The following is a 13748-nucleotide window of genomic DNA, read 5'->3' as shown; positions in this document are numbered from 1 at the left end:
TTTTTTAGGTGATGAAAAATGGAAATCCCACCGGAAATATTTCATGCATTAAGCGAAATTGGCTTTACTAAATATGAGATCCTGACCTATTGGTCGCTTTTAGTCTATGGGCCGAGCACTGCCAAGGAAATATCTGTGAGGAGTGGTATTCCATACAACAGAGTTTACGATACCATAGCATCTCTGAAGTTGAGGGGATTTGTCACAGAGATTGAAGGACGTACTAAAGTATATGCTGCTTATTCACCAAAAATAGCATTCTTCAGGTTTAAAAAAGAGCTTGAAATGGTGAGAGAAAAGCTGGAAGAGGCTTTAAAAAATGCCAAGCCCGAGAGTCAAAAACCCGCCATCTGGAGGAGCAACAGCTTTGAAGAAGCTATTGAGATGTTTAGAGAGATATTAGACTCTGCCAAGAATGAAGTTATAGTTGTTGTCCCAAGCGAATTTTTTGATGAAATAAAGCAAAACTTGCTCAAAACGTTGGAAAGGGGAGTTACTGTTTCTCTATACACAGATGAAGTTTCTAATCTCTTAGACTTTAAAGATAAAGGAAATCTTTTTGTGAGGCAGTTTTACAAGCTCAACCACTTAATTGGTATGAGAGATGGAGAAGAGGTTGTCAACATCCAGAACGTAAGCTTTAGGCCGAAAAATCCCCCAAGCTTTAGAGCAACATATCCCGAGATTATCTTCTCCCAGTACAGCCTGATTATCGAGATATTTAAAGAATCTTCTCTTGAAGCTGAATTTATAAACAATCCACAGGATATACGCTTCTTTGCAATGTTCCACGCAGTGGATTTCGTTAAAAGACACATAAAAGACAGGGCAATATTAGCAGAAGTAGAGGGTAAAAACCTCAAAACAAACAAATTGGAGACAATACATGGAAATATCATAGGATATACCCTTTCTTTTAAAGAAGCCATCAACAACATTCATTTGGAGTCTGAGAATGGTGTGGTAAAGCTTGGAGGAATGTTTGCCGTATTAGAGGATTACGAAACAACTAAGATTAAGCTAACAATATCTTGAGGTGTTTGGTGTGGCGGAGGTTCGTTTGGAAGGAGTTTGGAAGATTTTCGGAGACTTTGCAGCTGTTAAAGAGATGAACCTAAAAATCAAGGATGGAGAATTCATGATCTTACTCGGACCAAGTGGGTGCGGTAAAACTACAACTCTCAGAATGATATCAGGTTTGGAGGAACCCAGCAAAGGACAGATATACATCGGCGATAAACTCGTAGCCGACCCAGAAAAAGGCGTATTCATCCCACCAAAAGACAGGGACATTGCAATGGTTTTCCAGAGTTACGCCCTCTATCCGCACATGACGGTTTATGACAACATTGCATTCCCACTTAAACTCAGAAAAATCCCAAAACAGGAAATCGACCAGAGAGTTAGAGAAGTCGCAGAAATGCTAGGCTTAATGGAGCTCCTTAAAAGAAAGCCGAGGGAGCTTTCTGGTGGTCAGAGGCAGAGGGTTGCTCTGGGAAGAGCAATAGTGAGAAAGCCTCAAGTCTTCCTCATGGACGAGCCCCTTTCAAACCTTGACGCTAAGCTTAGGGTTAAGATGAGGGCAGAGTTAAAGAAACTGCAGAAGCAGCTGGGAGTTACTACAATTTACGTTACTCACGACCAAGTGGAAGCAATGACGATGGGTGACAGAATTGCAGTTATAAATGCGGGAGAACTGCAACAAGTTGGCACCCCTGATGAGGTTTACAACAATCCTGCTAACATATTTGTAGGTGGTTTCATTGGCAGTCCACCAATGAATTTCCTAGATGCCACACTTACGGAGGACGGCTGGGTTGATTTTGGAGACTTCAGACTCAAGGTGTTGCCGGATCAAATTGAAGCACTAATGGAGCAGGGGTACATAGGGAAAGAAGTTATTTTTGGTATTAGGCCCGAGGACATTTATGATGCGTTCTTTGCTCAGGTTAAGATACCCGGGGAGAATATGGTCAAAGTTAAAGTGGAAATTGTGGAGAACCTCGGCAGTGAAAAGATTGTGCATTTGAGGGTTGGCAATCTCATGTTTTTTGGAGCTTTCCCCGCAGAGTCAAAAGTTCGCGAAGGAGCAGAAATTGATGTGGTATTTGATATGAACAAAATCCACATCTTTGATAAGGGCACTAAAAAAGCAGTTATATAATCCCTCATCCTTTATTTATTATTTAGAGTTTGCTGTTTGGTTGGTGGTATTATGTTGGCGGTTGCAACTTTTACAGACCCACGAAAAACTTCTCTATCTTTGGAGAGGGAAAAAGCCCTCATGGAAAAGCACCAAAGGCTTATCCATGAGCTCAAAGATGCAGGTTTTGAAGTAGTTGATGTTAATAAAAAGCTCGGGAAGTACAAAGCCCTTGAAGAGGGAAGAAACTTTGGAATAGATAGCAAAAGCGAAGCCTTGCGTGCTTCAGAAATTATCAACTCAAAAAGCGTGAGCGGCGTTATTTTAGGATTGTGGCACTGGACAGAAAGCAATTTAATAACACTTTTAGCCAAAGAGATAAACAAGCCGCTCCTGCTCTATGCAGACGACGACCCAGCGTGGGCTGGTTCAACGTGCATAACTTCAGTTGGAGCTTCTCTATGGGAGAGTGCCGTTAATTATCATGCGCTCCACCATACCCGCATAAAGGGAGATTTAGAGAAGGTTAAAGCATGGGTAAGGGCTGTTGAAGCAGCCTCAAAGCTCTCCAGGAAGTCACTCCTCCTGTTTGGAGCACCTTATACGCTCGGAATGGAGCATCTAATGGACGATTTGCCGAGGCTTAAGCGTTTCATTGGCGACTTCCTCATGCTCGATCAGTATTTAATAGTGAAAAAAGTCGATGCAATGCTCAGCGATGAGAGACTTAGGGTACGGGTAGAGGAGTTCTTTAGTTGGCTAACTTCTAAAGCTAAAGTAAAGTTCGACGATAGTATGCTCACACACGAAGCCCTAAGAAGACAGATAGCCATTTACTTAGCTGCTAAAGAGATTTATGAAGAATACAAAGACGAAGTTTCCGGAGTTTCCATTAAGTGTCAGCCCGAACTCTCGGAAGTCTACGGCGTTACCGCATGCTTAATTCCTGCTTTGTTCCCATTCAACTTAGACGCTATGGGCGAGAAAGAGGTAATCCCCGCGACATGCGAAGGCGACGTTAAAGGAACTATAAGCTCAGCCTTGCTCTTTTACCTAAGCGGAAAGCCACCCCTCTTTGGGGATATAAAGTATGTTGACGATGAGCTTGTATTGATAGCCAACTGCGGAGCTTCATCGCTCTACTATGCGAAGCTAAGCAAAAATCCGGAGGAGAACTTAAAGGCAACGACACTCCAGGGACAGTGCCAAGGAGCGAGCGGTGGTGCTCTAACGTATAGAACTCCAAAAGCAGAGCTAACTGTAGCGAGGCTCATTAGGATCGGAGGGGAATACTACTTGCTCTATTTCCTCGGCGAAGGTCTTGAAATAGGCAAAGAGATCGAAGAAAAGCTCAAGTGGGGCAAACAGTGGCCACATACAGCGATAAAGAACCCTCTGGACAAAAACACTTTCATAAGCATTATGGGTGCAAACCACCTCTCGGCTGTGCCTGGGGACTTTAGGGAAGAGCTCAAGTTTGTCGCAAAGCTGTGGGGAATAAAAGCTGTGAATTTAGCCGATGAGAACGAAGTTAAAGCGCTTTTAAGCTCCCTATGACTCTAGAGTTGCTGAATCTTTTTTATATTTTCTAAATTTGCCAACACGTTTATAAAATGCCAAAACTCACTAATAACGATGCAGATGAAAGGGGTAAAGCTACTCTTAATACTCCCTCTCGCATTCCTTTTCATCTTCTTCTACCTCCCCATGATTAGCATACTTCATGAAGGGCTTTGGGAGAACGGATTTACTCTGAAATATGTCGTAGAAGTGCTTTCCAACAGCTACCATAGGGGAATAATCTACTTCACCCTGTGGCAGGCCCTCGCTTCCACGCTCTTAACTTTGGCTCTAGGTCTCCCTGGAGCATATATCTTTGCAAAATACGACTTCCCAGGGAAGAGTACTGTAAAAGCCATTCTAACAGTCCCATTCGTCATGCCAAGCATAATGGTAGCTCTTGGATTCATTCTACTCTTTGGAAAGCAGGGGTTTTTTACACAGCTCATTGGGAGAGATCTGGGTATTCTCTACTCCTGGAAGGCCATACTTTTGGCTCATGCCTTCTACAATTTCCCGGTAGTTGTTAGAATGGTTTCCTCGCTCTGGCAGCGCATAAATCCCCACTACGAGGAAGTTGCTATGAGCTTAGGGGCCAAAGGGTTCACGCTCTTTAGAAAAGTAACCCTCCCAATGCTCCTTCCGGGAATATTTGCCTCTTCAATGCTCACATTCATATTCTGCTTTATGAGCTTCTCAATTCCTCTCATACTGGGCGGCTATAAATACGCCACACTTGAAGTGGACATATTCACTTCAATCATGACCCTCTTAGATTTTAAGCTCGGCTCTGCCCTCGCAATAATCCAGATAGCTCTAAGCTTCACATTCATGTATGTTTACATAAAGAGCCTCGACCTGTACTCAAAAGCGGAGGAGCAGAGGATTTTCAGGACACCAAGACCACTGTCATTCAAAGAAATCCTAAGCTTAAGGGGAATTTTAATTGGACTTTACTCATTGATAGTGCTGGTTTTTATAGTCTCGCCTCTCCTAGCTGTTCTCTACAACTCCTTTAACTATAACGGGAAGCTCAGCCTAATATGGTATAGGCGGGTCTTCAGCGAAGCCTATAATCCAATCTTCGGTGCGAACAGCATTACCGCGATTAAAAACTCGCTCCTCTTCGGTTTTTCAACTGTGATACTCTCCACCCTGCTGGCCCTAAGCGTTTCATATGCACTCCACCGCTGGGAGTTCAAAGGCAAAAACCTCTTTGATGCCCTGGTTATGCTCCCTCTGGGCTCTTCGGCCATCACGCTGGGCTTGGGATACATAAGAACCTTCCACAAAGAGCCCCTCCACCTCCTCGGGAGCTGGTATCTGATAGTTTTTGCCCACACGATAATAGCTTACCCCTTTGTTTTAAGGGCCATCTCAGCGGTGCTTAAAAAAATCAAGCCCAACCTAAAAGAAGCCGCTCTGAGCTTGGGAGCGAAGGAGTGGGTAGCTTTTCTAAAGGTCGAGCTCCCCTTAGCTCTAGGTGGAATAATCGTAGGAGCAATATTTGCATTCGCCATGAGCATAGCTGAGTTAGGAGCCACATACATGCTCTACAAGCCGGAATACACCACCATCACGATAGCTATATACCGCTTTTTGGGCTCGAGGCAATGGGGAAGCGCATCGGCAATGTCAGTTCTCTTGATGATTGTAAGTGCAGTCAGCTTTCTCATAATTGAAAGAATAGGTGAGGAAATATGGTGAGCGTTGAGCTTAGGAACATCACGCTTATTAGAGAAGGCTTTGAGCTTAGAATCAAGCACTTAAAAGCTAAGGAAGGAGAGTTTTTAACCCTCCTGGGGCCGAGCGGCTGTGGAAAGACGACGACACTTAGGATAATAGCCGGATTTGAGAAGCCAAGCACTGGAGATGTGTACTTTGGGGAGAAGCTCATGAACGGTGTGCCCCCCTATGAGCGCGGAATTGGCATAGTTTTTCAAGATTATGCCCTCTTTCCGCACATGAACGTTTTTGAAAACGTGGCCTTCGGCTTAAAGTTAAAGAAATTCCCAAAGAGAGAAATTGAAGAAAAGTTGAGTGGGCCTTAAGGTTGGTTGGATTAGAGGGTTTTGAAAAGCGCTATCCAGAGCAGCTGAGCGGAGGTCAAAAACAGCGTGTGGCATTAGCTAGGGCTTTGGTAATAGAGCCCAAGGTTCTACTCTTAGATGAGCCCCTCTCAAATCTCGATGCAAAGATAAGGGAGCGCTTGAGGGGAGAGATTAAGCGGATTCAAAAAGAACTCGGTATAACGACGATTTACGTTACACACGATCAGGAGGAGGCAATGGCCATAAGTGATAGAATAGCGATTATGAATGTCGGGCACATCGAACAAGTAGGTAGACCATTAGAGCTCTACTATAAGCCAAAAACAGAGTTTGTAGCGCGCTTTTTAGGGCTCTCAAACATTCTCGAGCTCGAAGCTAAAGAGGGAAAAGCATGCTTAGGTAATTTGTGCTTTGATGTGGGAGTTGAGGGAAAGATTAAAATCTTTTTCAGGCCGGAGAGTGTTTTCATAACTAAAGGTGAAGATGCGGAGGTTTTGAGCTACGAGCTCTTGCCCGGCAGAATAAGGATGAAGCTCAACATTGAAGGGGAGGAAATCACAGCAGAGCGCTTTTTGGACGAAGTCCCATTCCGCGTGGGAGAGATGCCCAAAAGGGTGGGCGTTAAAGTCAGCTCCTTTTCCCTTTTATAACCATCACAGCGGCTAAAACCATGGCCAAAACAATCACCAGGGCACTGCCGGTTATTTTAGCGCTTGCCTCACACACAACACTGGAAGAACCCGGAATGTCCATTTCAACGTGGCAGAGCACTTCTCTTTTCACATTGACATCCTTTACCTGTGTGTTTATCTCGTGGGGAATCGCTTCCACGTCCTTTCCCTTTAACTCGACATGCACCTCCCGAAACTCAATGGGCCTTTTGGCGGCATTCCCCTCACGACAGATGGAGCACCACCATAGGTCGCCGTTTAATGGTATACGCATTATAAGTGCCTTCCTCTCACCATAAGAGGAAAAATCGCGGGGGAATTTGCCCAAAAATCCAGCCAAAAAGATTTCTGATGTTACTTCTACATCCCCAACATCTCCATTATCCCCTCCGCATACCCAGTGCCATAGAACGTCCCCCTCACCATCAACGCCCAGAATCGAAGGGAAGACCTTAAGATACGACGCATGCCCGCTAATCGGCTGAAGCTCCCATATTATGCCACCTGCTATAAGGTGGCCCTCCTGCGTCATATCAATGGATGTCAGCTTTCCTTCTTTCCAGTAGGAATAGGCCCCTTTAATGCTGCCTTCCTCATCCAAGAAGAGCAGCCAAGAGTCTTTAAGCAACTCCTCATACAGGGGCTTGTCGTCTATGTAATCTACCAAATTTAACCTGTATTTGTTGCCTGCGACCACTATCCCCTCAGATGTCAGAACAATATCATTGGGAACGTCGCTGTAAGAACCATCATACGCCTTGGACCATTCAATCCTCCCGTTCTGGCTTATTTTTAATATTAAAATCACCTTATCGGTGCCAAAAGACGTCGTGCCCGCCACCACAATATCTCCATTTTGTGCAAGAACAACAGCCCTGCCCTCGTCATCGTACCCCGTCCCGTATATCCTGCTCCTAAGGACGCTTCCGTTTTCGTCAAGCCAGAGAACCCATATATCACTATCCCCCTTATCAGGCCAAGATGTCCCCACTGCGATTATCGCTCCATCTGGATCCACAGCGACTTTAGCGGGCACAAAAACCCCATTTCCGACATATCTCTTCTGCCACTCAACTTCCCCATTCCCGCTTAGTTTTGCTACATATGGATTTGGTCTACCACCAACGAGCACTGCGCCTCCTGAAAACGCCTCAATATCAACACCTTTAATATCCTTCACCCACAAAATGCTGCCGTTTTTATCAACAGCCATTGTGAATGTCCCAGTCACCATAATGTTCTCATCGACCAAGGTCATTCCTTCAAGCCATGCATACCTCTCCGTGTCATAATCCACCACCCAGTATTGCCCGGCACCCGAAAATGGGATGACCATTAAGAAAAAAGCCAGAGCCAGCAATACCCGTTTCATACATTACCCCCTGCTTTCGTACACATCTCTTTTGTTTTCATGTTTATATATTTTTTTATTTGAGTGTTAAAAACACTGTACGGTTTTTAACATATATATGTTGAAAAACCTTAAATATTGTGTCAGTTTTTATCACTTTTGTATCAATCCTCTGGAGGTGAGAGAATGGGATGGTTTGAGAATTACTTCGAGTTTGATAAGCATAAAACTGATATGAAAACCGAGGTTTTAGCGGGTATAACAACTTTCATGACAATGGCTTACATCCTCTTTGTGAATCCCGCTATTCTAAGCGATGCCATTGGGAAAGAAGCTTTTCCATCCTTAGTTACAGCAACCGCATTGGCCGCGGGATTGACAACTATTATAATGGCCCTCTATGCTAAGAAGCCCTTTGCGCTGGCTCCGGGTATGGGACTCAACGCCTATTTCACATACGGTGTCGTTTTGGGAATGGGCTACTCCTGGCAGGTGGCTTTAGCGGCCGTCTTTGTTGAGGGTATAATATTCATAGTCCTCTCGCTCACAAGGGTGAGGAGCGCTGTAATCCACGCGATTCCGCTCTCACAAAAATACGCCATTGGAGCAGGTATAGGACTTTTCCTGACCATAATTGGAATGCAGGAGATGGGCTTCGTCGTTGACAATCCCGCCACGTTGATAACTCTTGGAGTACAAAACTTCGCTACAAAAGAGCTTTGGTTAGCTTTGTTTGGTCTCTTTTTGACCGGAATTTTAATCTCAAGGCGCATTAAGGGAGCTTTGTTGATATCAATCATTACCACAACTATAATTGGAATAATTTTAGGGGTTACTCCAATGCCCGACAAGCTCTTCGCCATGCCCACATTAGACCACACGCTCTTTAAGCTCGATCTCAAGGGGCTCATGAACGTCGGTGCTCTGGGTGTAATCTTCGCATTCTTCATGGTTGACTTCTTCGATACATTGGGAACGATAACAGGACTCAGCGCTAAGGCAGGATTCTTGACGAAGGATGGAAAAGTGCCAGATGCCGAGAAAATCCTTCTCACAGATGCAGTTGGAACAACAATGGGTGCTTTATTTGGAACATCCACCGTTACAACATATATAGAAAGCGCCGCGGGCATAGAAGAAGGCGGAAGGACAGGAATGACGGCTTTGATAACAGGTGCTCTTTTCTTAGTTATAGGACTCTTCATATCCCCATTAGCTTCAATAATCCCCTCCTACGCCACAGCACCAGCTTTGATAATTGTGGGTTACTTCATGCTCAGCGCAATAAGAGAGGTTGACTTCGACGACCCAACGGAAGCTATCCCCGCGTTCTTAGTGCTCGTAACAATACCATTCACGTACTCAATAGCAGATGGTATAGGCATGGGCTTCATAAGCTATGCAGTGATAAAAGCATTGAGCGGAAGAGGAAAAGAAGTACACCCACTCTTGTACGTGCTCGCTTTAGTATTCGTAGCATACTTCCTCTATCTTGGAGGAGTTATTGCCCTCTGATTTTTACGATTTTTCAATATTTTCTTTTATGAACTGCTTAATGACATAGGGGCACTGTTCTTGGATATACTTCGCAAACTCTCTGATTCTCTGAGCCGTAATCTCGTGAACGTAATGCTCAAATTGGCAAGCGTCTTCTTCGGCTATCTCTGGAGGAATAGCCAAGATTTCTGTGAAGAACTGCATCAGGAGCATATGTTTTGAATACGTGCCCTCTGCAATTTTCTTTCCTTCTTCTGTTAGAAGTATCCTATCATACTTTTCATAGTGGACTAGACCCTTTTCATGGAGCTTTTTTAGAGCATCTACGACGCTTGGTGGCCGTACTTTCAGCACTTTAGCGATGTCCTTTACCCGGATAATACCTTTGTTTTTATAAAGCATGTACATGGCTTCCAGATATTCCTCTTCTCTCTTCGTTATCTCCACCAAACTCACCAAAATTAGTTTAGCCTAAATAATTTAAGTGCTTTTTGGTGCCCACCCAGAGAAAAACTTTTAAACATAAAGTTATTACTTTTGATCATGGTCAAATATCAAAAAGTAATTTTAGTATTTCTCTCACTGCTATTTTTAGTTAGCATCAGGGTTATTGGAAACGCTATAGAGCCCAAGAATATCGAAAAAGCATCTAAAGGGGATGTAATAGAGTTCACGGGAATTTGCGTTTATTCTAAAGGAGATTTTAGTATATTATCTAACGGTAATGAAACCATAAAAGTTCAAAAAGGCTTGCGTGAAGGCGAAATTTACACAATAAAGGGCAAACTTAGTAGTGAAGAGCAAAACTGGGTATATCCATTGAATATAAGCGTGAGCATTCCAAATTTCCCTTTAACTATTCTCGAAGGTTCTTATTGGAAAGAAAATTCCAAGTGTTATGTATTTGAGGATGGAGAAAAGATAAGGCTAAATAGATGTATAAACGTTCCAAAAGGATACATAGTGAGGCTAGAGGGAATATTCTCAGGCAGCAAATTTTTTGTGGTAAACTTCACATCCCTTGGAGAACCCCATGAGCCATTGGATAATCATCCTTTTTTTCGTCCGAGGAGTAGTCATATATTCAGGCAATCCCTCAACCATTTGGAACGGAAAGGAGGAGATAAGAGTTTACCTCCCTTACAATACTTCACTGCCTTTGGGAAAAGAGATGAGAATTTTAGGAATAGCAAGACTTTATTCAACGCTCACCATATACGTACAAAGTGAGGAGGACGTTGAGATATTAGGAGATGCTCCAGAAAAGCCTCTCGGAGGAGAAAGCATCGGGGAAATTGCAGTGGGCATGTGCCAAGTTTTAAAAAGCTCCACATATTTAAAGCTGAACTGCACGAAGTTGAAGCTCTACAATGCAAAGGCTCGGACTGGAGATATTATAAAGTTCAGAGCTTTGAGAAGGAAGAACTCACTCTACTGCCTCAACTGCATCGTTGTTAAAAAGCGGGAAGCTTTGGAGAATTCTATATGTCAGCCCCAAAAGGAAGGCATTATAAAAATAGAAGGGAACGTTTCATGGATTAAAATTTACAAAAACGGCTTTGGACTGGCAAACATAACTAACAACAACTGCTGGATTCTCTTAAAACTCAAAAAGAGCTTAAATTTGACGCTATCACAAAACCAAAGCATTGTGGCTTTTGGCGAGTTCACCACATACAGGGATATGCCCGCGCTTAAGATAGACGAGAGGGAGGATGTATGCTTAAAGAGTTCTTCTTAGGGCTGTTAGGGGGAACATTGAGTGGAGTCACACCAGCTCTGCACGTTAACACTTTAGGAGCTCTTTTGAGCAAGCTCAACACAGGTTTTGGCAGCTTTGAATTTGTGCTTCTCGTTTATGTAATGGGGCTCACTCACACATTTTTGGATGCGATTCCCTCTACGTTCTTGGGAGTTCCTGAGGAGGATACGTCTTTATCAGTTTTACCTGCACACAAGCTAGTTCTTCAAGGAAAGGGCTTAGAGGTAATAAATATTGCTCTAACTTCAAGCATGCTTGCAGTGCTTTTTTCGATCCCTTTAATACCTATTTACTCCACCATTGCCTCACTCTACAAGCCAGAGATTGGAAAGCTCTTCGTTTTAATCTTAGCTATATTTCTAATTCTCACTGAAAAGGGAATAAAAAAGCTCTATGCACTCCTAATTTTTCTCTTTGCTGGAACTCTGGGGATATTAATTGATGAATTGCCTTTAAAAGAGCCTTACTTTCACATTTTTGTGGGGCTCTTTGGCGTTCCTGCAATATTGCTGGGGATGAAATCTAAAAAAGTCGAAATCGGGGACGAGCGGATTGAGATGTCCAAATGGAGCATTTTGGGATTTTCTCTTTTGGGAACATTTTTAGGGGCACTGGCATCTTTACTGCCAGCATTCACTTCATCCCAAGCTGCTCTGATTGGAAGCTTCTTTTCGAAGGAAGAAAGATCTTTTTTAACGATAGTATTCTCCGTAAACACTGCAAACTTTTTCTTTTCCATGGAAAACTTTTACTTGACTGAAAGAGCACGAAACGGGATTTTAATCCTCGTGAAGGAAGCCTATCCCATTCTAAACCAAAATGAGTTCTTAATGTTAGTACTGTCCAGTTTAGCTACAGCATTCGTTGTCGTCGCTTATGGGTTGGGTTTAACAAAAATTCTCGGAGGTGTGATGTTGAAAGTGGACTACAAAAAGCTGAGCCTCGGAACGTTGGCCTTTATAGCAATCCTATCCCTTTATTTTGATGGGATTCTGGGCCTGTTCATTCTCTCAGCAGCATCACTAATAGGTTATACCGCCGTTGTGCTGGGAGTTAAGAGAACAAACTGCATGGGAGTTTTAATGCTCAAAATTTTAATTAAATAAAAGAAGAAAAGTCAGGCCTTGTGGCTGTCTAAAATCTTGCGGAATTCGCTAAAATTAGTTAATATTCTCTTTCCATCTAGGGTCTCAAAATAAATTTTCTTTATTCTAATATTCTTAAGAGATTTGTACTTCATTAAAGGCGGATCGTATGATCCTGGTTCTACAACCATATCTTCAGTGAAGTATGTTTTTAAGTCAGGTTCACCTATATACTTCCAAACTCTATAGAAAACCTGCGGATCTAAGTGGACTTCTCCTTCTACCTCAAGATAGTCGGCGCCTATGTCTTCCAAAAACTCCTTTATTACCTCAAAGTGCATAGAAATCACCATATGATATATAGGGCCCAAAAGTTAAATACCTATCGCTTGAGGTAGGTAAAGGTGAGATTTTGAGGTGAGGATTATGAGTGAGAAAAAGGTTTACGTTGACGCCCAAGCTTACAGAGCAATTGATAAAGGAGCTATGATAGTTTTCAAGAAAGGTGTAATTAGAACGGAAGGCGAGATAAAGCCAGGAGATGTTGTGGAGGTTTACTCACGAGCAGGTAAGTTCCTTGGAAAGGGCTTTGTCAATCCGAACTCCAACATAATGGTGCGTCTCCTAACAAAGGAGAGAGATGTAGAGGTAAACAAGGAGCTATTTAAAGAGCGTCTTAAAAGAGCAAACGAATACAGAAAGCGTATTTTAAGATACGAAAAAGCATATAGGATGGTTTATGGTGAAGCGGACTATTTACCCGGCTTAATAGTCGATAGGTTCAATGAAATTGCTTCGCTCCAAATCTCAAGCGTGGGAATGGAGCGCTTTAAGCTCGATGTCGCCGAGGCAATAATGGAGGCCGAGCCCGAGATAGAAACAGTTTTTGAAAAGAACACAGGGAGAGCTAGGAGAAGAGAAGGTTTACCAGAGATAGAGCGCGTCCTCTTGGGCAAAGAAAAGTATAGAACCATTATAACAGAAGGTAAAGCAAAGTTCATTGTGGATATGAGAGGCCAAAAGACAGGCTTCTTCTTAGACCAAAGGGAGAACAGGATAGCCCTGGAGAAATATATTAAAGGCGGAGAGAAGGTTCTCGATGTATTTACCTATACAGGGGGCTTTGCCATACACGCAGCTGTTGCTGGAGCCGAAAAAGTTGTGGCTGTTGATAAATCGCCTAGAGCAATAGCTCAAGCAAAAGAAAATGCAAAGCTCAACGGTGTTGAGGATAGAATGGAGTTCATCATAGGATCTGCCTTCAGCGAGATGGAGCGCCTCCAAAAAGAGGGTGAAAAATTTGACGTGGTTATTTTGGATCCTCCCGCCTTTGTCCAGCACGAAAAGGACTTAAAGAAAGGCCTTAGGGCTTACTTCAACGTCAACTACCAAGGGCTCAAGCTCGTGAAGGATGGAGGTATTTTGGTCACTTGCTCATGCTCCCAGCACGTTGATATGCAGCTCTTCAAGGACATGATAATCGCTGCCAGCGCCAAAGCAGGAAAGTTCTTGAAGCTCCTAGAGCCCTACCGCGTCCAAGCGCCAGACCACCCAATACTAATGGCATCCAAAGACACTGAATACCTCAAGTGCCTCTTCCTCTATGTGGAGGACATGAAGTGAGGTGA

Annotated in this window: 12 protein-coding genes and 1 pseudogene; 10 read left to right on the top strand and 3 right to left on the bottom strand. The window is 43.4% G+C overall.

The window, feature by feature from the left end; translation table 11 throughout:
* Nucleotides 1-18 precede the first annotated feature (18 nt).
* From trmB to PAP_RS05045, 5 genes and pseudogenes are all read left to right on the top strand, one after another.
* Nucleotides 19-1035 carry an HTH-type sugar-sensing transcriptional regulator TrmB gene (gene trmB / locus PAP_RS05065; RefSeq protein ID WP_048164992.1) on the top strand — a complete coding sequence of 339 codons (1017 nt, stop codon included), beginning with the start codon at nucleotides 19-21 and terminating at the stop codon, nucleotides 1033-1035.
* A 10-nt stretch (nucleotides 1036-1045) separates the two neighbouring features.
* Nucleotides 1046-2164, top strand: a complete 1119-nt coding sequence (locus PAP_RS05060) for an ABC transporter ATP-binding protein (protein WP_048164991.1) — start codon at nucleotides 1046-1048, stop codon at nucleotides 2162-2164.
* 51 nt (nucleotides 2165-2215) lie between these two features.
* Complete coding sequence (locus tag PAP_RS05055) at nucleotides 2216-3700, top strand: L-fucose/L-arabinose isomerase family protein (protein ID WP_048164990.1); 1485 nt, start codon at nucleotides 2216-2218, stop codon at nucleotides 3698-3700.
* 78 nt (nucleotides 3701-3778) lie between these two features.
* Nucleotides 3779-5410, top strand: a complete 1632-nt coding sequence (locus tag PAP_RS05050) for an ABC transporter permease (protein ID WP_048164989.1) — start codon at nucleotides 3779-3781, stop codon at nucleotides 5408-5410.
* A pseudogene (locus PAP_RS05045) lies at nucleotides 5404-6404 on the top strand (ABC transporter ATP-binding protein). Before PAP_RS05050 ends, PAP_RS05045 begins: the two are co-directional and overlap by 7 nt.
* Here the strand turns inward: PAP_RS05045 and PAP_RS05040 are convergent.
* Nucleotides 6382-7797 carry a hypothetical protein gene (locus PAP_RS05040; RefSeq protein WP_048164988.1) on the bottom strand — a complete coding sequence of 472 codons (1416 nt, stop codon included), beginning with the start codon at nucleotides 7795-7797 and terminating at the stop codon, nucleotides 6382-6384. The pseudogene PAP_RS05045 and the gene PAP_RS05040 sit on opposite strands and share 23 nt — an antisense overlap.
* Before the next feature lie 165 nt (nucleotides 7798-7962).
* Between PAP_RS05040 and PAP_RS05035 the strand changes: the two genes are divergently transcribed.
* Nucleotides 7963-9291, top strand: coding sequence for an NCS2 family permease (locus tag PAP_RS05035; protein WP_048164987.1), 1329 nt, complete (start codon nucleotides 7963-7965; stop codon nucleotides 9289-9291).
* Between the two features lie 3 nt (nucleotides 9292-9294).
* On the opposite strand, the gene PAP_RS05030 is transcribed toward PAP_RS05035, so the two are convergent.
* Entirely contained in the window at nucleotides 9295-9720 is a 426-nt protein-coding gene (locus tag PAP_RS05030; protein WP_048164986.1) for a metal-dependent transcriptional regulator, read from the bottom strand.
* Between the two features lie 96 nt (nucleotides 9721-9816).
* Between PAP_RS05030 and PAP_RS10220 the strand changes: the two genes are divergently transcribed.
* The 3 genes from PAP_RS10220 to PAP_RS05020 are packed head-to-tail and all read left to right on the top strand — an operon-like array spanning nucleotide 9817 to nucleotide 12141.
* Entirely contained in the window at nucleotides 9817-10503 is a 687-nt protein-coding gene (locus PAP_RS10220) for a hypothetical protein (protein WP_144367995.1), read from the top strand.
* The gene (locus PAP_RS10095) at nucleotides 10445-11014 is read left to right on the top strand and encodes a hypothetical protein (RefSeq protein ID WP_144367994.1); all 570 of its coding nucleotides are present in this window, start codon (nucleotides 10445-10447) and stop codon (nucleotides 11012-11014) included. The genes PAP_RS10220 and PAP_RS10095 overlap by 59 nt, the downstream gene beginning before the upstream one ends.
* Nucleotides 10993-12141, top strand: a complete 1149-nt coding sequence (locus PAP_RS05020) for a tripartite tricarboxylate transporter permease (protein ID WP_048164985.1) — start codon at nucleotides 10993-10995, stop codon at nucleotides 12139-12141. Before PAP_RS10095 ends, PAP_RS05020 begins: the two co-directional genes overlap by 22 nt.
* A gap of 11 nt (nucleotides 12142-12152) precedes the next feature.
* Here the strand turns inward: PAP_RS05020 and PAP_RS05015 are convergent, their stop codons facing one another.
* Nucleotides 12153-12461: a DUF5748 family protein gene (locus PAP_RS05015; RefSeq protein WP_048164984.1), complete on the bottom strand. Its 309-nt coding sequence runs from the start codon at nucleotides 12459-12461 to the stop codon at nucleotides 12153-12155.
* 85 nt (nucleotides 12462-12546) lie between these two features.
* Here PAP_RS05015 and PAP_RS05010 point away from each other — a divergent pair, with 85 nt between their 5' ends.
* Nucleotides 12547-13743 carry a class I SAM-dependent rRNA methyltransferase gene (locus PAP_RS05010; RefSeq protein WP_048164983.1) on the top strand — a complete coding sequence of 399 codons (1197 nt, stop codon included), beginning with the start codon at nucleotides 12547-12549 and terminating at the stop codon, nucleotides 13741-13743.
* Nucleotides 13744-13748 lie beyond the last annotated feature (5 nt).

The organism is Palaeococcus pacificus DY20341, assembly GCF_000725425.1.
Taxonomy (GTDB): Archaea; Methanobacteriota_B; Thermococci; order Thermococcales; family Thermococcaceae; genus Palaeococcus; species Palaeococcus pacificus.
The sequence above is the reverse complement of the archived record's forward strand: the minus strand, read 5'-3'. Positions and strand labels throughout refer to the sequence as shown.

What these genes read in the sequence shown, in the direction of transcription:
- trmB (WP_048164992.1), top strand. Translation starts at nt 19, where the DNA reads ATGGAAATCCCACCGGAAATATTTCATGCATTAAGCGAAATTGGCTTT.
- PAP_RS05055 (WP_048164990.1), top strand. Translation starts at nt 2,216, where the DNA reads ATGTTGGCGGTTGCAACTTTTACAGACCCACGAAAAACTTCTCTATCT.
- PAP_RS05050 (WP_048164989.1), top strand. Translation starts at nt 3,779, where the DNA reads ATGCAGATGAAAGGGGTAAAGCTACTCTTAATACTCCCTCTCGCATTC.
- PAP_RS05040 (WP_048164988.1), bottom strand. Translation starts at nt 7,797, where the DNA reads ATGAAACGGGTATTGCTGGCTCTGGCTTTTTTCTTAATGGTCATCCCA.
- PAP_RS05035 (WP_048164987.1), top strand. Translation starts at nt 7,963, where the DNA reads ATGGGATGGTTTGAGAATTACTTCGAGTTTGATAAGCATAAAACTGAT.
- PAP_RS10220 (WP_144367995.1), top strand. Translation starts at nt 9,817, where the DNA reads ATGGTCAAATATCAAAAAGTAATTTTAGTATTTCTCTCACTGCTATTT.
- PAP_RS10095 (WP_144367994.1), top strand. Translation starts at nt 10,445, where the DNA reads ATGAGAATTTTAGGAATAGCAAGACTTTATTCAACGCTCACCATATAC.
- PAP_RS05020 (WP_048164985.1), top strand. Translation starts at nt 10,993, where the DNA reads ATGCTTAAAGAGTTCTTCTTAGGGCTGTTAGGGGGAACATTGAGTGGA.
- PAP_RS05015 (WP_048164984.1), bottom strand. Translation starts at nt 12,461, where the DNA reads ATGCACTTTGAGGTAATAAAGGAGTTTTTGGAAGACATAGGCGCCGAC.
- PAP_RS05010 (WP_048164983.1), top strand. Translation starts at nt 12,547, where the DNA reads ATGAGTGAGAAAAAGGTTTACGTTGACGCCCAAGCTTACAGAGCAATT.